Source organism: Stenotrophomonas sp. GQ19, from assembly GCF_059758695.1.
Window position 1 is genome coordinate 200,431 of the sequence record NZ_JCAXES010000007.1, and the last position, 17,953, is coordinate 218,383.

The window sequence follows — 17,953 nt, forward strand, 5'->3', positions numbered from 1 at the left end:
GTGCTGCCCCTCCCGCGAAAGGCGCGGGTCACAGCGGTAGGGTCGGTTCCCAAACGACCGCCGTGAACCGATCAGCATCCGGTAACGCATGACCCCGGAACGCAGCAAACGCCTTCCCCGGCCAGCGTCATGCCATCACCGAACGCGGCAGATGCCACGGCGGTCGATCGGGATGCGACCCTAACGCAGCGTCGCCAGCGATTCGGCCTGCAGGCGTTCGTAAATTGCAAATTCGTCTTCCACCTGCATGCCCAGCGCCTGCTCGAATGCCTCACGGTTGGCGTGGGCGGCATACGCGCGCTGCTCTTCACCGCCCAGGTTGGACTGGAAGATGCCCGCGGCACTGACCGGCAGGAAATCCTCGTAGACGATCGGGTCGGCGCTGGCCAGACCGGCGGCGATCAGGGCCTCGGCCGGCAGGTCGCCGATGGCAGCCGGATCGGCGCGGCCGGCGTCGGTGAGGGCGTAGCGGTAATAGCCCAGGCCCTCGCGGCGCAGGGTGGCGTGGTCGTCCGGGAACGCGGTGAACGCGGCGGCCAAGCGGGTCGGGTAGTCCTGCCCGGTGCTGCCGGCACCGCCACTGTCGCGTGCCTGGGCCAGCAGCTGGTCGTACAGCGCGCGGCCCTTGGGCGTCAGTGCCAGGCCACGCTGTTCGATCTCGCCGAAACGCGCGGTGTGGGTGCCGGCATCGGCCGCCTCGCCAGACGGAAAGTGCACCGTTTCCTGCAGCGCCTTGAAGCTGGTCTGGCGCAGCAGGATCGGGCAGCGACGCGGCGGCGGGCCTTCAACCACGGCCTTGGCGTCGATGCCGCGCGCGAGCATGGCGGCCTGGGCGGCGTCGATGTCCAGCGTGCGCGGGGTGAGATGGTTGATGTGCGGGCCACGGAAGCTGACCACGTCGGCAATCAGGCGGTGCGCATCGTGCAGCGCGTGGTAGGTGGCCAGCGACACGGTGGCATCGCCGTGCCAGCGGAACGTCTCCAGCGATTCGATGACGAAGCGGCGGGCGTCTTCCTGGCGGAGGCCACCGTCGCGCTCGGCCTGGTCGATCAGGGCCAGCGCGGTGTCGGTGAAGATGCGGCGCCGGGCCAGGATGCGCGCCGATTCGTCACGCAGCGCGGCGTCTTCGATCAACTCCAGCCGCAGCAGCGAGGTGAACACCCGGAACGGATTGTGCGCCAGCGCCTTGGCGGTGCGCGGGCGGAACGCAGTGGAGTGCACCGGCACGCCGGCCACCGACAGGTCGTAATAACCCACCGGGTGCATGCCCATCACCGCGAACAGGCGGCCCAGCGTGGCCAGTTCCTCGGCGGTGCCCACGCGGATGGCGCCGTGGCGCTCCTGGTCCAGGCGGGTGCGTTCGTCGGTGCGGTCCAGCTGCTCGGCCAGTGCCGGGTTGGCGGTGAGCACGGCATCGTTGATCTCGGCCACCAGGTCCACCAGCGTGCCGTACAACGGCACCTCGGTGCGGTACATGGTGGACATGGCCTGGGCGAACAGGCTGCGGATATCGTCGGGTGAAACGAAACGGTCGGCGCTCATTACGTACTCGGCAACGGATCACGGGGGAAGGTGCAGCAATCGCGCATTGTCGCCGAGCGCGGGGGTTACCGCGATCTGCACAGCAGCAAAGGGGCGTTGCGGGTAGAGCCACCCCATGGGTGGCTGCCCTTCGCGACCATGGCATTCCGTGCAGCCACCCATGGGGTGGCTCTACCCCGTGCGGGCGTGCGCAGATCCGTGCAGCCACCGGTGCGGGCGGGCGCGGATCCGTGCAGCCACCCATGGGGTGGCTCTACCCCGTGCGGGCGTGCGCAGAGATCTAGCGCCCGGAAGGCGTGGGATTGCTCGCCGCACGCTGTCGCTGGGCGCGGTCGCCGAGCTGGCGCTGCAGGGTGGCGTCAAGCTTGATCGGGCGGTCCCAATGGTCGTGGCTGGCCACGATGGCGTGGCGCAGCGCGCGCCAGTGCAGGTGGGTCGGCGTGACCGGCAGCGCGGCCACCACGTCCTCCCAGCGCTTGGGCTGGCCCTCTTCCGGCACCGCACGGCTCCAGGCCTGCACGCTGTCGCGGCACCCGCGCTCGATGGCGTGTGCCCAGAAACAGGCGAAGTAGATGTCACCGGCCTGCCAGCCGTGGGTGTACATCAGCGCGGCGATGTAGCCGCGCGATACGCCCGCATAACGCGCCACCTCGTCCAGGAAACTGTCCGGGTAGCGTTCGGCGTAGTGGTTGATGTCCTGCAGCTGGGCGTCCACCCAGGCATCGCCGGTATCGACGACATAGGCTTCGGACTTCTCCGCGGTCTGCTGCGCCGATGCCGCCCACGGCAGCATCAGCACCAGCAGCACCAGCACCGTGCGCAGGGTCATGGGACGACACCGCCGCAGCGCTGCATGCCGGTCAGGCCTGCGTTGCCTTGGCTTCGATGGCGCGCAGGGCCTGCGGCCAGTCGAAGGCGGTCGGGGCGTCGACCATGCGCGGCTCGTCGTCGGCCACGCCGTGCTGGGTTTCATGCGCCCAGGTCACCGCGTACGGGGTGTGGATGCCCCAGCCGCCCAGGGTGATCACCGGTTCGATGTCCGAGCGCAGCGAGTTGCCGACCATGCAGAAGCGCTCGATCGGCAGATCGAATTCTTCCAGCACGCGCGCGTAGGTTTCCGGGTCTTTCTCGGACACGATCTCGATGCGCGGGAACAGGTCGCGCAGGTTGGCCAGCTTGATCTTGGCCTCCTGGTGGAACAGGTCGCCCTTGGTGATCAGCACTACCGGGTAGTCACGCGCGATCTCGGTCACCGACTCGCGCACGCCGTCGATCAGCTCGACCGGGTGGCGCAGGGTGTCATGGCCGATATCCAGGATCTGCTGCAGGTCGCGTGCGGTGATCATCTGCTGGGTGATCTCGATGGCCGCTTCGACCATCGACAGGGTCATGCCCTTCACCCCGTAGCCGAACACGCCGAGATTGCGCTGCTGCACTTCCAGCAGGTGGCGTGCGGTCTGGGTGTCGTGCACGTCGATGTAGCGCGACAGGATGTCGAGGTAATCCTGCTCGGCCTTGCGGTAATAGTCTTCGCTCTTCCACAGCGTGTCGTCACCGTCAAAACCGACCAGGCCGATGGCGCCGGTGGGCGCGGGCGAGGAGGTCATCATCGGGCAAGGATAGCAACAGCGCCGCGCCAGCCCAATGACATCATCGGCTCACTGGCCGAACGGCCGCGGGCCGTCCCAGCCCAGCACGCCAAGCTGCGGCAGCTCGATGCGGGTGAGCAGCCACTGGCCCGGACCCTGCCAGCTGAATTGGCGGTAGCTGCTGGCCAGCTGCCCGGTCTCCTGCCACCACGCCATGAGCGCGGCCGGGCCTTCGGGATCATGCGGCTGGTGCTGGAATGGCAGGCCGCGGGTGTTGAGCTCGCCCAGCACCTGTTGCAGGGCCGCGTTGGCCCAGCGCGGGCCGTGGTCGTCGAAGACGATCGATTCGGCGCAGCCGCCCGGGGAGGCACCGGTCACCACCACCACTTCGCCGGGTGCCAGGTGCGACACCCGCTGCGGCGGCGGTTCGCCCGGAACGGGCAGGTAGACGTCGAAGGGAGGCCGGCGGCCGGGATGATCCATGCTGTCCATCATAAAAAAAGGGCGGCCGAAGCCGCCCAACCCCTCACTGCCGTTCACCGGTGTCCAGCGGTGTTCAGCCCTTGCGCTCAGTGCACTGCATGCTGCACGTGGATCAGTTGCCCGGCTGTGCGCCGCTGCCACTGGCGGCCTTGCCCTGCTGGGCCGCCACGTACGCCTTGTACTCGTCCGGCGAAAGCTCGCCGTCCTTGCTGCTGTCGGCCTGGTCGAACACCTGGGCCAGACCCGCATTGACCTGTGCTTCGGTCTTGCTGATGGTGCCGTTGCCGTCGGTATCCACACTGGCCCACGTCTGGCCACCACCACTGGCCTGCTGCGACGCCTGCGCGGCGGCACCGGCGGCCGAATCTGCCGCCTGGCCGGCCTGCGCCGCTGCCTGCTGGGCCTGCGCGGCCTGGTTCTGTGCCTGCGCGGCGCTCTGCTGCGCGGACTGGGCCATCGCCGGAATGGCCAGCACACTGCCTGCGGCGACGATCAGGGCGATCAGGGGCTTGCGGTTGCGAATAGTCATTGGGTGGTCTCCTGCTATTGGGGTGTTGCACGGTTCGTTGTTTCCGCACGGCCCCACACTGCCACCCCGTTTGTGAATCAACTTTGCGTCGCAACCGGCCTGCGCACGCGGTCTTAACCACGTGCCCACGCGCGTCGTTTACCGCACAGGTTATGTGCAGGTGAGCAGGTAGTAAGCAGAGCATTCAACCGGCGCGGATTTAACCGGATGCAAACGGAATGTCAGCCTTCGCTGGCGCTTTTTTCGCCTGAGCGCGAACTGAATATCATCCAGCCCAGTGCAACGCCGCCGAGGGCGCCGGCCACTTCCAGTACCACCCGTGAGCCCAGTTCGTTGGGATCGTGGATGCCGGCCAGGAACAACCGCGCGTACAGCGGCGACTCCAACCGCATCATGCCCATGTAGAACAGCTTCCACGCATCGATGCCGGCCGATACCACCACCGCCATCACGCAGGCCCAGCCGATGGCGTGTCCGGCGGTCCAGCCCAGCGCGCGGCACAGGCGGTGCCACAGCGCATACACCAGCAGGCCGACCAGCAGCGCGATCAGCCCTGCTTCCAGGGTTCCGAGCAATCCAAAGTGCAGCGGCAGGTTCATCGTGGTCCGGGCGGCAGGTCAGGCCACAGTGTAGCGGCGCGGCCCGCGCCCCCGGCGTTCAGCGCACCGGCACGTCGTAGGCGGTGTGCGGGTCCGGCTCGGGACTGAGGGTGTAGTGCCACCACTCCAACGGATAGTTGGCAAAGCCGTGCCGGGCCATCGCCTGCACCAGCCGCTGCCGGTTGGCGCGCTGGAGGGCGCTGATGTCCGCCGCATCGGTATGCGCACGCGGGCCGAAGAAGTCGAAGTCGGTGCCCATGTCCAGCGCGGTGCAGGGGCCTGCGCGGCAATCGAGCAGGGTCAGGTCGACGGTGGCGGCGCGGCTGTGGCCGGAGGTCTCGGCGATGTAGCCGCCCAGCAGCGCCGGCTTGTCCAGGTCGGGGTACTGCAGCGCCTTGCGCGACTGTTCGGCCGGGTCGTGGGCCCAGGCCACGAATGCAGTGACCGACTGCGCGGGCCGGTAGCAGTCGAACACGCGCAGCCGGTAGCCTTCGGCCCGCAGGTCCGCTTCCACCGAAGCCAGTGCGGTGGCTGCCGGCGCCAGCAGCAGGCACTTGGGCGCGTCGTAGCCGGGCACGGGGCGGGCGGTGAAGTTGTTGCTGCCGGCGTAGCGGATGTCCAGTGCGATGCCGGGCACCAGGCGGGCAAGGTCGACCAGCCCGGCCTGCTCGACGGTGCGCGCGGGGGATACCTGTACCGGCTGCGCCTGCGCACCGCCGACGACGGCCAGCATCAGCAAGGCGCTACGGGCAATCGCCGATGCGGGTGAACTGCAGGTCCTGGTAGTCATAGCTGAAGTCGATATCCGGGTCGATGGCGCGCAGTGCAAGCGTGGGCGGCGTGCCCGGCTGCAGTTGCAGCCAGGGCTCGGCATCGGCCCCGAGCGTATCCCACTGCACCAGCCAGCGCGCACCCAGCTGCATCACCGTGCCCTGCAGCTGCGGCGACTTCTCCGCCTGGAAACGCAGCCGGCCATTGTGCGGGCACACACGCGCCGGCCCCAGCCACGGGTCGCGGTAGCGGCCCTGCCAGGCGGCCGTGGTCTGCAGACTGGCCGGTGCGCGCGCACGCGTGTCCGGGCGCACGTGGCCGCTGTTCCGGCGTTGCTGCTGTTCGTCGCGTAGCAGGCGTGCGTAGTCCAGCACGCCCCGGGTGTCATCGGGCGCGGTGTAGTGCCGCAGCGCGGCCTGCATCAAGGCGGTGCGGGCGTCTTCGGCATCGCCGTTGATCAACAGCACCACGCCCACGCGCCGGTCCGGCAGCAACGCCAGCGAGGAGTACATGCCCGACAGCGTGCCGGTGTGGGCCACCCTCCACTGGCCGTCCAGGTCCGACAGGCGCCAGCCGTAACCATACGCAGCGAAGTGCGCGTTGTCCCACTGGCGCTGGCGCGCACCGATCGGCATCGGCATGTGCGCCGTCCACAGCGCGCGGCGCTGGGCATCGCTGAGCCAGCCCGGCACCTGCGCCGGGTCCAGCAGCACCTGCATCCAGCGGGTCATGTCCTTGAGGCTGCAGCGGATGCCGCCGGCGGCCATGGACGCCAGGTCCGGGCTGGTGTCGGCATCGGGCTGGGTGACCACGTTGCGGCCATCGCGGCGTGCGTGCGGCTGGGCCACGTTGCCCACCGCCGCCACCGACCACGCCCCCACCTGGCAGCGCTGCATGCCCAACGGCACGAATACTTCCTCGCGCAGCAACTGGTCGTACGGCTTGCCGCCCGCGCGCGCGGCAACCTCCCCGGCCACCACGTACATCAGGTTGTCGTAGGCGTAGCCACTGCGGAAGCTGGTGACCGGTTTCAGATGCGCCAGCCCGGCGATGATGTCCTGCCGGGTGAAGGCATTGGGTTCGGGCCACAGCATCAGGTCACCGGCGCCCAGGCCCAGCCCGCTGTTGTGGATGAGCAGGTCGCGGACCTGCATGTGCTCGGTCACCCACGGGTCGTGCATGCGGAACTGCGGCAGGTATCGAATCACCGGGTCGTCCCAGCGCAACGCACCGCGGTCGACCAGCCGTGCCAGCAGCGCGGCGGTCATCGCCTTGCTGTTGGAGGCGATCTTGAACAACGTGTTCTCATCGATGGCCTCACCCGTGCCGATGCGGCGCTCGCCGGCGGTGTGCTGGTAGACCACCTGCCCGTCTTCCACCACGGCCATGGCCAGGCCCGGCAGCGCGTAGTGCTGCCGGGCCTGGTCGAACATCGGCTGGAAGGGCGGTGCGGGCGCCGCAGTGGCGCTGGCTGAAACAGCCAGCGCCACCACCAGGGCACGCCACCGGTGCAGCGTCATCGCGGTCATCCCATCAGTAGTTCCAGGTCACCGTGAGCTGCGCATAGCGCGGCGACTGGAACCCGGTGCCGTAGCCGTACATCGGGTTCAGCGTACCGATGCTGTCCTGCGGTTCGTAGTCCTGGTCCACCGACACGATGCGCTGCTGGTTGAGCACGTTGTACACGGCCAGCTTCAGGTTGATGTCCTGCGGCACCGGCACCTTGTAGGCAATGCTCATGTCCAGGTCGTAGGTCCATGGCGTGCGCCCATCGCCGCCGCGCGGGGAATGCACGAACACCCGTTCGGACGGCACGGTGGCCTGGCAGTTGGACACGCACACGTAATAGCTGTGGAAGTCGGTGTCGTCGAACGGGTTGCCGGCGCCGAAGCGGGTGATCGGGCTGCCCGACTGGATGCCCAGGGTGGCGGCCACGGTGAGGTTCTCGGTCAGCGCGTAGCTGCCGCGGAACTTGAACTGGTGGCGGCGGTCGTTGGCCAGGTAGCCGTAGCCGCGGTAGTTCACCCACGGGTTGTCGAAGTTTTCGGTACGCCCGGAATCAGCGAAGTCGGTGTCGGAGTTGACCGGGCCTTCGGCGTTGCCGCGCCCATAAGCCAGCGTATAGGACGCATTGAAGCCCCAGGTGCCGTCCCAGGCGCGGTCCACCTGCAGTTCCAGCGCCTTGTAGTCGCGCTTGGGCTTGACCCAGCCGCGCTGGCCCACGTAGTTGCCGTCATCGTCGTACAGCGCCCAGCCTTCGCGCGAGGTGTCGATATCGATCCAGGCATCATTGCTGCCGTCGCAGTTGCTGTCGCCCCACACGGTGTTGGTGCGGCCGGGGTTGCCCATGATCCACACACCGTCAATGGCACCGCACTGGCCGGTGGCGGTGATGTTCATGTCGTCGATGGCGTTGTGCAGGCGGCGGTAGGTGACGCTGGCGGCCAGCGACCACGATTCGCTCAGCATGTGCTGGAAGCCCAGGATCGCTTCATCCTGGTACACCGGGTCCATCTCGCGGTTCACCTCGGCGCGCAGGTCCGGCACGCTGCCGTCGCCCTGCGAGTTGTCCACCGGACCGATCTGTCCGCCAAGCCCGGGCACGTTGTTGGCCGCGCCGGAGTAGCCCAGGAATTCATACCAGGTGCGCTCGTCCAGGAAGCCGCCGGCCTGCTTGATGTTGATCACGTTGGCCACGGGCAGGAAGTAGCGCCCCAGGTTGCCGAACAGCTTGGTGGTGCCGTCGCCGCGCATGTCCCAGGAGAAGCCCAGGCGCGGGGCGATCATGTTGTCGATCTTGATGTAGCTGTTGCCGTCGCCGCCCTTGTTGTCGAAGCCTTCCACGCGCGCGCCGATGTTCAGCAGGAAGTTCGGGGTGACCTGCCAGTTGTCTTCCAGGTAGTAGGCCGAGTTGATGGTCTCGAACGAACCGGCCACTTCATAGCGGCGGGTGCGCGCCACGAGCCCGCTGGCCGGCACGATGCCGCCGTTGAGCGAGCTGCCCGGGGTGCGGTAGTACACGTCGTAGCGCAGCCCACCCGGACCGGGGTAGGCGCGTTCGTAGTCGGAGGTGTTCTCTTCGCGGTCCAGGCCGAAGCGCAGCAGGTGGTCGCCGATGGACCATTCAAAATCCGCACGCGCGGCCTTGCGGGTATCCAGCGCCGATTCCAGCTGCGAGCTGCTGGTGCAGCTGCGGTCGCCCTGCAGCGCGGTGGGTACACCCTGGCTGGCGGTGCGGTTGTCGAACACGCGGTTGCAGTTCTGGTCCATGAGGCTGCTTTGCGAGCGGTTGCGCTTGTTCTCGCCGTACATCAGCTTCATGGTCAGGTCGTTGTTGACCTGCCAGCTGTAGGTGCCCGACCAGTTCTTGCCACCCACGGTGTTGTAGATCTGGTTGGTGCTGTCACCCACCGCACGACCACTGGCGTAGTCGTAGCGGTACACGTCGGTGATGGTGTCGCTCTTGTCGGAGAAGCCGAACAGCGACAGCATCTGGTTGTCGGTGATCTGCCAGTCCAGCTTGCCGCCCCAGAAGGGGTCGTCGGCCTTGCCGGCGTTGAACACGGTGCCGGCGTCGTTGGTGGAATGGGGCGTGTAGTCGCGCGCTTCGTACATGCCGAAGAAGAACAGCTTGTCCTGCACCAGCGCGCCGGAAGCGAACACGTTGAGTGCGCTGCGGCTGTAGTCGTCGCGGCTGGCGGTGATATAGCGGCTGCCATCGGCGGTGTAGCGGTCGCGTGCCTGCGACTGCCAGGCGCGCGGTTCGAACACCAGCTGCGCGCCGGCCTGGAAGTCGTTGCTGCCCGAACGGGTCACCGCGTTGATCACACCACCGGTGCTGCGCCCGAACTCCACCGAGTAGCCGCCGGTCTTGACCTGGAATTCCTGGTAGAAGCCGAACGGCACCGAGGAGAAGCCCACCCGGTTGTAGAAGTCGGTGACGTTCAGGCCGTTGATGTAGACGGTGTTCTCGGCGACCGACGAGCCGCCGAAGGAAATGCCCTGCCCGCCCAGCGAACCCTTGCCCTTGACCGCGCCGGGCGCAAGCAGCGCGACGGCGGTGATATCACGGTCCACCGGCAGCCGCGACAGTTCTTCGCGGGTGATGTTGGTGGCCGACTCGGTGGACTTCACATCCACCATCGACACCACCTGCGGCGCGCGCACTTCCACCGCCCCCAGCGTGCTCACACCGCTCACCGGCACGTTGACCGTGGTGGCGCTGCCCAGGCCCACGTTGATCTGGCCCACGCGGGTGGGCGCGCCACCGGCAACGGCTACCTCCAGCTCGTACGTGCCCACCGGCAGCAGCGGAATGCGGTAGCTGCCATTGGCCTCGGCGCGTACCGAGCGCACAAAGCCGGTGGACGGGTTGCGCACCGTCACCGTAGCGTTGTCCAGGCGTTGGCCCGGGTCGGTGAGCAGCTTGCCCACCACCGCGCCGTCCTGCGCCATCGCCACCGGCGCCAACGTGCCCAGGCACGCCCCCAACGCGACGCACAGCGCCGCCCGCTTCAACCTGTTCGTGTTCATTCCCTGCTCTCTCCTGCAGATATGGAATCGTGGATGGTGCCGTTTACCGCTTCACCGCCAGTGGCACGATGTGCGACTGGAAGTCGTAGTTCCATTGATCGAAGTACAGGTTGCCGCCGTCCCACTCGACCTCGCCGCGCTGCGAATCCACGGTGTCCGAGCGCGGGAAGCGCTTGGCCGGGACCAGCGGCTGGCTGACGGCGTCGTTGAAGGCGATGCGGTAGGCATCAAGCCCGCCGAAGTAGAAGTCGCGCAGCGCCGGCTGCGGGCTGTCCAGGCGGCCGGTGGTGACATCCATCGGCACCCACCCATACGGGGCCAGGTACAGCGCGCCCCAGTCGTGCAGGTTGGTGTAGCCCACCGCGTCGTCGGCGTAGACCATGCCCGACTGCCAGCGCGCGGGAATGCCGTTCATGCGCAGCAGGGTGATCAGCAGCAGGGTTTGCTGGCCGCAGTCGGCGTGGCCGGCGTGCAGCGCGTAGTCGCTGATGTTGGTCAGGGTGGAATACTCGCGCGCGCCGGCCCACGGAATGCGGTCGACCGCATCGAACAGCCGGCGGGCCACCTCGTAGGGGCGGGTTTCGCCCTGCAGCACCTGGTCGGAGAACAACCGCAGGGCCGGGGTGAAGCGCACGTGCGGCGGCTGTTCGGCCAGGTACGGGGCCAGCGCCGGGTCGGTGGGCGTGGCCCGCACCACGGCCGGGTCGATGCGGGTGTGCCGGGCCTGCACGGTGAGCGCGTAGCGGATTTCGAAACGGGTGGGCTGCCCGGCCACGGCGGTGCCTTCCAGGTAGGCGGTGCGTTGCAGCGCGCTGGCCGGGGCAATGCGCGCCTGGCCGGGCGTGCTGCCGCGCCACTGGATCTGTTCCTGCTGGCCGACGATGGCCCGCGGATACGGAATCCACGCGCGCAGCGTGGTGCCGGCGGGCACCGCATCGGCCTTCACCGTCAGCGACTGGGTCACCTCCACCCGCTGCGGCAGCACCGACGATTTCCCCGATGCCGTGGCCGCCTCCACCACGTTGGCGTGGTACGGGGTGAGGTGTTCGAACGGACCGTCGCTGGGCAGTGGCGCGTCGGCACGGCGGCGCGCACGTGCTTCATCGCTCAGTCGGAACAGATTGGACGGCGCGCGCTTGAAGTAGAAGCGGGTGCCGTCGATGTCCAGATGCTCCAGCAGCCCCTGCCGATCCCAGCGCTCGAACTCGTCGTCGCGCAGGTCCGGAATCGAACGCCGCACGGCGTCTTTGGCCGCGGCGGTGTCCAGGCTGAAATCCAGCCGGATCCGCCGCATGCGCTCGCGCTGGAAGGCGAGCGTGTGTTCGTCGTACGCCGCTGGCGGCGTGCTGCCGTGCGCGGCGATGCGCTGCTCGGCGCGGGCGAAGTACCCGGCATCGATGAGATCGGCGACACGCGCGCGCTCTGCCGCGTCGTCTGCCGTGCCGGTGTCGGCGCGCCCCGCCTGGGCCGACGGCACCGACAGCAGCGCCGCCACCAGCAGGCTGGCGGCAACAGGCACAAGCGGTTTGCGAACGGCACGATCCACAGCGACACTTCCCCAGCGCGGGTGGTAAGGGCTGTGTAACACGGGCCGTGACGCCGGTCAATAATTTATTCTTGCATTCCACAGCGAAAGGAATAAGTATTCCATGACACCCGCCGCCGCTGGAGGACGTGCCCCATGAATCATCCAGAGCTGCGCTGCGACCATTGCCAGGCCGGTTTCGTGCCGACCGGGGCGCAGGCCGTGCTGTTCGATACCTCCCGCGCCAAGGGCATGCGCCTGGTGATGCTGGACTGCCCGCACTGCTATCACGGCACCGCCGTGGACCCTACCCAGCCCGGCGCCGCGCGCCCGGCCGACCCCACGCCCTCCCTGCCCTGCCCGGAACGCGCCTGCACCGGCGATGCCTGCTGGGTCGATACGCTGCACCCGCCGGTATGGGGCTGCGGCAGCTGCGGCACCACCTGGGCCGAGCTGGCGGCGCTGGAAGCCAGCATTGCGACCGCCATCGCGCAGTTCCCCTGGCGCGCGCACGCCTACGTTCGCATGGGCACCCACTACCGCGCGGCGCCTTCGCTACCGGCGCGCTATGCGGCCGATGTGGCCACGGAGTGGGCGGCATGACCCGCGCCGCCGCCACCTGCGCGCCCACCGAGGACAGTGCCGCCATGACCCGTTTCCGCCCTGCCCCCTGGCCCGCCGCCAAACGCGTGCTGGCACTGTTGCTGGCGGTGGCCGGCGCGCCGGCGTGGGCTGCCGACGGCAGCGCGCCCGGCACCCCCGACCCGGGCGCGCCGCTGCCGTATGTGGTGGACCTGCATGAGGCCTACCTCACCCCGCAGTACTGGGCCGCACGCCTGCCCACTGCCGATGCGGTGATCCTGGACCGCGCCCAGATCGACGCGCAGAACGCGCGCATGCGCGCCGAAGATGCCTCCATCCACGACCTGCGCGCACTGCCCGCACAGCTGCCGCGTGCACAGGTACTGGCCGCGGTGCAGGCACTGTCGAAGTGGCCGGAGAAAACCCTGTACGGTGTGGATGGCAAGCCGCTCGGTGCTGCGCAGCGCAGCGCCAGCCTGGACAACCTGGCGCTGTCGGCCATTCCCGCACAACGCGCGCTGCAGTACGGCCTGGTCACCCATCGCGCCGCACTGCGCGCCTTCCCCACCGCGCTGCGGGTGTTCACCACCCAGGGCGACACCGATATCGACCGCTTCCAGGAATCGGCGCTGTTCCCCGGCGACGCGGTAGCGGTGATGCATGAAAGCGCCGATGGCCAATGGCTGTTCGTCACCAGCGAGCGCTATGCGGCGTGGATCGAGAAACGCTTCGTCGGCATCGGCGATGCGGCCACGGTACTCGGCTACGGCCAGCGCGGGCCGTACCGGGTGATCACCGGCGCGACCGCCTTCACCGCCTACACGCCGGAAGAACCGCGCGTGTCGCGCCTGCAGCTGGACATGGGCGTGCGCCTGCCGGTGCTGGCCGACTGGCCGCCGGGCACGCCGGTGAACGGCCAGCAGGCGCATGCTGGTTACGTGCTGCAGCTGCCGGTGCGCAATGACGATGGTCGCCTGGCGCTGGTACCGGCGCTGCTGCCGCGCTCGCAGGACAGTGCGGCCGACTACCTGCCGCTGACCCCGCGCACCCTGCTCACCCAGGCCTTCAAGTTCCTCGGCGAGCGCTACGGCTGGGGCCACGACTACGACACCCGCGACTGCAGCGGCTTCGTGTCGGAAATCTACCGCAGCGTGGGCGTGCTGATGCCGCGCAACACCAGCGCGCAGGCGGTGAGCCCGGCGCTGGACCGCATCGCCTTCACCGGCAAGGACGGCAACGCCCGGCGCACCGCGGCGGTGAACCAGCTGCAGGTGGGCGACCTGGTCTACATCCCCGGCCACGTCATGGTCGCCATCGGCCATGTGGACGGCCGCACCTGGGTGATCCACGACACCGCCGGCGGCAGCTGGTTCGGCGCCGACGGCACCCGCGTGCAGGCGCACCTCAACGGTGTGTCGGTGACCCCGCTGGAGCCGATGATGGCCAGCGACACCGTGCGCTACATCGACCGCATCACCAACATCCAGCGCCTTCGAGCCCAGACTCCTGAATGAAGATCACCGATATCGAACTTGGCATGCTGCGCGTGCCGCTGAAGACCCCGTTCAAGACCGCGCTGCGCACCGTGGATACGGTGGAAGACGTGGTGGTGCTGGTGCGCACCGACACCGGCCATACCGGCTACGGTGAAGCGCCGGCCACCGCGGTCATCACCGGTGATACCCACGGCTCGATCGTCGAGGCCATCAACAGCTTCATCAAGCCGCGCCTGATCGGCCAGGACGTGGCCAACCTCAACCATGTGTGCGCGCTGATCCAGGGCGCGATGGAGCGCAATACCAGCGCCAAGGCGGCGGTGGAGATCGCGGTGTACGACCTGTGGGCGCAGCTGCACAAGGCGCCGCTGTACCAGATGCTGGGCGGTGGCGACCCGGTGATCACCACCGACATCACCATCAGCGTGGACTACATCGACAAGATGGTGGCCGATTCGCTGTCGGCGATCGAACGCGGCTTCGAGTCGCTGAAGATCAAGGTGGGCAAGGACATCGGCCTGGACATCGAACGGGTCAAGGCGATCCACGCCGCCGTGCAGGGGCGTGCGCTGCTGCGCCTGGACGCCAACCAGGGCTGGACCGCCAAGCAGGCGGTGCACGCGATGCGCACGCTGGAAGAAGCCGGGGTCGTGCTGGAGCTGCTGGAACAACCGGTGAAGGCCGCCGACATCAGCGGGATGAAGTACGTCACCGACCGGGTCAACACGCCGGTGATGGCCGATGAGAGCGTGTTCAACCCCGGCCAGGTGGTCGACCTGATCCAGCAGCGCGCCGCGGACATCATCAATATCAAGCTGATGAAGACCGGCGGGCTGTCCAACGCGATCCGCATCGCCGACATCGCCGCCATCTACGGGGTACCGTGCATGATCGGCTGCATGATCGAGTCGAGCATCAGCGTGGCGGCGGCCGTGCACCTGGCGGTGGCCAAGAGCGATGTGATCACCAAGGTGGACCTGGACGGACCGTCGCTGGGGCAGTTCAACCCGGTCAGCGGCGGGGTGAATTTCAACGAATCGGAGATCACCATCAGCGACGCGCCCGGGCTGGGCATCACCGAGGTGCGGGGGTTGGAGATGATCACGCCGCCGCGGTGGTGACGCTGCCTGCACCACCTGCGGGTAGAGCCACCCCATGGGTGGCTGCTGTTCGCGCGATTCCGGTGTGCGTAGCCGACCAACGGTCGGCTCTACCCGGTGCTTTGCGTATTCTCTCCTTTCCGGACCTGATGCCCCACCCATGCCCCCTCTGGTGAAAATCCGCTCCGAGCGTGACCACATGTCGGCGATCGAACGCCGCATCGCCGACTTCATCCTCGACAATGCCCACCTGCTGCGCGACTACTCGTCCCAGCAGCTGGCCAGCGCGCTGGGGATCAGCCAGTCCAGCGTGGTCAAGTTCAGCCAGAAGCTGGGCTTCAAGGGCTACCCGGACCTGAAGTACTCCATCGGCGAAGCGGTGGCCCGCGCCGGCAACGGCACCCAGGCCCAGGCGCCTGCCGCGGCAGACAGCAACGCCTACACCAGCCTCGCCGAGCGCCTGCGCCTGAGCAAGGCCGCCGCCGAGGAAGAGACCCGGGTGGCCAACCCGCAGGCCGACGTCGAGGCCATCGTGCAGCTGATCGACGCCGCGCCCAAGGTGTTCGTCTACGGTCTGGGCGACGATGGCCTGTATGCGCGCGAGTTCGCCATGCGGCTGTCGCTGCTGGGCATGCTCACCGTGCACCACGCCGACCCGATCCTGATGATGGCCAACCTGTCGGCGGCGCGCGCCAACGACGTGATGCTGGTGTTTTCCGAGTTCGGCAAGCTGCCGCAGCTGTTCCAGCTGTCGCGCCAGTTCCAGGACGTGGGCGGCAAGGTGGTGTCGATCACCCGGCACAGCGCCAACCCGCTGCGCGCGCACGCCGATGCGTCCCTGGTGCTGTGCGCGCACGACCCGGCGCCGCACCTGGCCCAGCTGCTGTACCGTGCCTCATTGCAGTCCCTGCTGGATTTTGTCTTCGTGCTGCTGTGCCATGCCAACCCGGACCGCCACCGCCAGCTCGGGGTGAACCTGGAACGGATCGAACACCTGATCGACACCTGATCTTCTGGAGTCCGCCACGATGCTGCCGTTGTTCCGATCCGTCTTCGCCGTCGTGCTGGTCGCCAGCGCCCTGCCCGCCGCCGCGCTCACCCCGGCGGTGGGACCCTTGCAGGACCACCACCAGATGATCGTGGTCGTCACCGACGGCTGGGATGCCACCCATGGCCGGCTGCAGGCCTATACGCGCACCCCGCAGGGATGGGCGCCACAGGGCGGCGCATTCGAGGTGGCCGTGGGCCGCAACGGCAGCGCCTGGGGCGTGGGCGTGGTGCCGACGCAAGGCGTGGCCCCGCACCAGCCCGGTGACCCGGTGAAGCCCGGCGATCCGGTAAAGAAGGAAGGCGATGGCCGCAGCCCGGCCGGCTTCTTCAACATCGGCCCGGCCTTCGGCTACGCCCCGACGATCACCACCGCCCTGCCGTACCAGCCGATGCTGGCCAGCAGTTACTGCATGGACGTGCCCGACTCGCCGTACTACAACCGCATCGTGGATGCCGAGGTGGTGGGTAGCGATGCGGTGGAAGGCTCCACCGAGCCGATGCGCCTGGACCTGCACAACAAGGGGGATGTGCGCTATCGCGAGGGCTTTGTGATCGAGCACAACCCGAAGGGCGAAGCCCGCCGCGGCAGCTGCATCTTCGCCCACCTGTGGCGCACCCCCGGTGAGGCCACCGCAGGCTGCACCGCCATGCAGCCCGAACACATGCAGCGCCTGCTGGCCTGGCTGGATCCGGCCAAGCGGCCGCTGTTCGTGCTGCTGCCGCGCGCGCAGTACCAGCAGATGCAGCACGACTGGAACCTGCCGGCGGCACTGGAAAACACGCCATGAGCGCCCCGGCCGATCCCCAACTGGAACGCGCGGTCAGCCGCTGGCAGATCGTCGGGCTGTCGATCAACGATGTGATCGGCAGCGGCATCTACCTGCTGCCCGCCGCCACCGTCGCCCTGCTCGGTCCCTTCAGCCTGTGGGGCGTGGTCGCCGCCGGCATCGTGGTGGCGCTGCTGGTGCTGTGTTACGCGCAGGCCGCCAGCTACTTCGACGAGCCCGGTGGCAGCTACCTGTATGCCCGCGAGGCGTTCGGCCGGTTTGCCGGGTTCGAGATCGGCTGGATGATCTGGCTCACCCGGATCAGCTCGGCCGCCGCGCTCAGCAACGCGCTGGCCGACGCGGTGGCGCGGTTCTGGCCATGGGCCGGGCATGATCTCGGCCGCGTGCTGATCATCGTGGTGTCGCTGGGCTTCCTTACCGCGGTCAACGTGGCCGGGGTGCGTTCGGCTGCGCGCACCGGGGTGATCCTGGTGATCGGCAAGCTGCTGCCGCTGCTGCTGTTCGTGGCGATCGGCGCGTTCTACGTCGACATGGATCTGGCCTTCTCCGGGGTCCGCCCGGACCCGCACGACCTGCAGCGCATGGGCGAGGCCGCGTTGCTGCTGCTGTACGCCTATGCCGGCTTCGAGAACATTCCGGCTGCCGCGGGCGAGTACAAGAACCCACGCCGCGATATTCCGTTCGCACTGATCACCATGATCGTCAGCGTCACCGTCATCTACGGCGCGGTGCAGCTGGTGGCGCAGGGCACGCTGGCCAACCTGGCCGCGTCGCCCACGCCGCTAGCCGACGCGGCCTCCCGCTTCGGTGGCGAGGCGCTGGCGCTGATCCTCACCGTGGGCGCCACCATTTCCATCTTGGGCACCAACAGCAACACCATGATGATGGGCCCGCGCTTCCTGTTCGCCCTGGCCCGCGATGGCTACGGGCCGAAGGTGCTGGCCAACGTGCACCCGCGCTTCCGCACGCCGGCGGCGGCCATCGTGACCCAGGGCGTGATCGCGCTGGCGCTGGCGCTCTCCGGTTCGTTCGTGCAGTTGGCGCTGCTGTCGATGACCACGCGCCTGTTCGCCTATATCGGCACGGCCGCGGCGGTGCTGGTGCTGGCGCGTCGTTTCCGCGACCGCCCCGGTGCGTTGAAGTTGCCCGGCGGCCCGGTGATTCCGGTGCTGGCACTGGTGCTGTGCGTGGCGCTGTTCGTGAGTGCCAGCTGGCAGAACATCGCGGCAGCCGGCATCGCGTTCGTGGTGGGCGCGGTGATCTACCAACTGCCGCGCAAGGATCGACCGGCCTGAACCGCAGCCACGCGGTGGATGACGCTTGATGTGTCATTCACCTCGTCGGCCCACGGCGTTAACCGGCATCT

The 17,953-nt window shown here is 68.3% G+C and carries 16 protein-coding genes; 6 read left to right on the forward strand and 10 right to left on the reverse strand.

Going from position 1 to position 17,953, the window contains the following annotated elements; all coding sequences use genetic code 11:
• Positions 1-180 precede the first annotated feature (180 nt).
• From hglS to AC6CHL_RS14510, 10 genes are all read right to left on the reverse strand, one after another.
• Positions 181-1,542: a 2-oxoadipate dioxygenase/decarboxylase HglS gene (gene hglS / locus AC6CHL_RS14465; RefSeq protein WP_498294992.1), complete on the reverse strand. Its 1,362-nt coding sequence runs from the start codon at positions 1,540-1,542 to the stop codon at positions 181-183.
• Between the two features lie 280 nt (positions 1,543-1,822).
• Positions 1,823-2,371, reverse strand: coding sequence for a hypothetical protein (locus tag AC6CHL_RS14470; protein ID WP_498294994.1), 549 nt, complete (start codon positions 2,369-2,371; stop codon positions 1,823-1,825).
• Positions 2,372-2,402: 31 nt separating this feature from the next.
• Entirely contained in the window at positions 2,403-3,152 is a 750-nt protein-coding gene (locus AC6CHL_RS14475) for an HAD family hydrolase (protein WP_498294996.1), read from the reverse strand.
• A 48-nt stretch (positions 3,153-3,200) separates the two neighbouring features.
• The gene (locus AC6CHL_RS14480; RefSeq protein ID WP_498294998.1) at positions 3,201-3,614 is read right to left on the reverse strand and encodes a hypothetical protein; all 414 of its coding nucleotides are present in this window, start codon (positions 3,612-3,614) and stop codon (positions 3,201-3,203) included.
• Positions 3,615-3,726: 112 nt separating this feature from the next.
• The gene (locus tag AC6CHL_RS14485; protein ID WP_038690861.1) at positions 3,727-4,143 is read right to left on the reverse strand and encodes an EF-hand domain-containing protein; all 417 of its coding nucleotides are present in this window, start codon (positions 4,141-4,143) and stop codon (positions 3,727-3,729) included.
• A gap of 221 nt (positions 4,144-4,364) precedes the next feature.
• Positions 4,365-4,742 carry a hypothetical protein gene (locus AC6CHL_RS14490; RefSeq protein WP_038690862.1) on the reverse strand — a complete coding sequence of 126 codons (378 nt, stop codon included), beginning with the start codon at positions 4,740-4,742 and terminating at the stop codon, positions 4,365-4,367.
• A gap of 58 nt (positions 4,743-4,800) precedes the next feature.
• Positions 4,801-5,475, reverse strand: coding sequence for a M15 family metallopeptidase (locus AC6CHL_RS14495; protein WP_498295000.1), 675 nt, complete (start codon positions 5,473-5,475; stop codon positions 4,801-4,803).
• Positions 5,476-5,485: 10 nt separating this feature from the next.
• Positions 5,486-7,033 carry a serine hydrolase gene (locus tag AC6CHL_RS14500; RefSeq protein ID WP_498295001.1) on the reverse strand — a complete coding sequence of 516 codons (1,548 nt, stop codon included), beginning with the start codon at positions 7,031-7,033 and terminating at the stop codon, positions 5,486-5,488.
• A gap of 13 nt (positions 7,034-7,046) precedes the next feature.
• A complete protein-coding gene (locus tag AC6CHL_RS14505) occupies positions 7,047-10,046 on the reverse strand; it encodes a TonB-dependent receptor (protein ID WP_498295003.1) in 3,000 nt (999 codons plus the stop codon).
• 43 nt (positions 10,047-10,089) lie between these two features.
• Positions 10,090-11,592, reverse strand: a complete 1,503-nt coding sequence (locus AC6CHL_RS14510) for a transglutaminase-like domain-containing protein (RefSeq protein WP_448132882.1) — start codon at positions 11,590-11,592, stop codon at positions 10,090-10,092.
• A 135-nt stretch (positions 11,593-11,727) separates the two neighbouring features.
• Here AC6CHL_RS14510 and AC6CHL_RS14515 point away from each other — a divergent pair, with 135 nt between their 5' ends.
• The 6 genes from AC6CHL_RS14515 (at position 11,728) to AC6CHL_RS14540 (ending at position 17,882) form a co-directional block, all read left to right on the forward strand.
• Entirely contained in the window at positions 11,728-12,174 is a 447-nt protein-coding gene (locus AC6CHL_RS14515) for a hypothetical protein (protein ID WP_498295005.1), read from the forward strand.
• Positions 12,175-12,218: 44 nt separating this feature from the next.
• The gene (locus AC6CHL_RS14520) at positions 12,219-13,667 is read left to right on the forward strand and encodes a C40 family peptidase (protein ID WP_498295048.1); all 1,449 of its coding nucleotides are present in this window, start codon (positions 12,219-12,221) and stop codon (positions 13,665-13,667) included.
• Complete coding sequence (locus AC6CHL_RS14525) at positions 13,664-14,770, forward strand: dipeptide epimerase (protein WP_463600243.1); 1,107 nt, start codon at positions 13,664-13,666, stop codon at positions 14,768-14,770. Before AC6CHL_RS14520 ends, AC6CHL_RS14525 begins: the two co-directional genes overlap by 4 nt.
• A gap of 139 nt (positions 14,771-14,909) precedes the next feature.
• On the forward strand, positions 14,910-15,758 hold the full coding sequence (locus tag AC6CHL_RS14530) for a MurR/RpiR family transcriptional regulator (RefSeq protein ID WP_038690872.1): 849 nt from the start codon (positions 14,910-14,912) through the stop codon (positions 15,756-15,758).
• A gap of 19 nt (positions 15,759-15,777) precedes the next feature.
• On the forward strand, positions 15,778-16,587 hold the full coding sequence (locus AC6CHL_RS14535) for a L,D-transpeptidase family protein (RefSeq protein WP_498295007.1): 810 nt from the start codon (positions 15,778-15,780) through the stop codon (positions 16,585-16,587).
• Complete coding sequence (locus tag AC6CHL_RS14540; protein WP_038690877.1) at positions 16,584-17,882, forward strand: APC family permease; 1,299 nt, start codon at positions 16,584-16,586, stop codon at positions 17,880-17,882. The genes AC6CHL_RS14535 and AC6CHL_RS14540 overlap by 4 nt, the downstream gene beginning before the upstream one ends.
• The last annotated feature ends 71 nt before the right edge of the window (positions 17,883-17,953 follow it).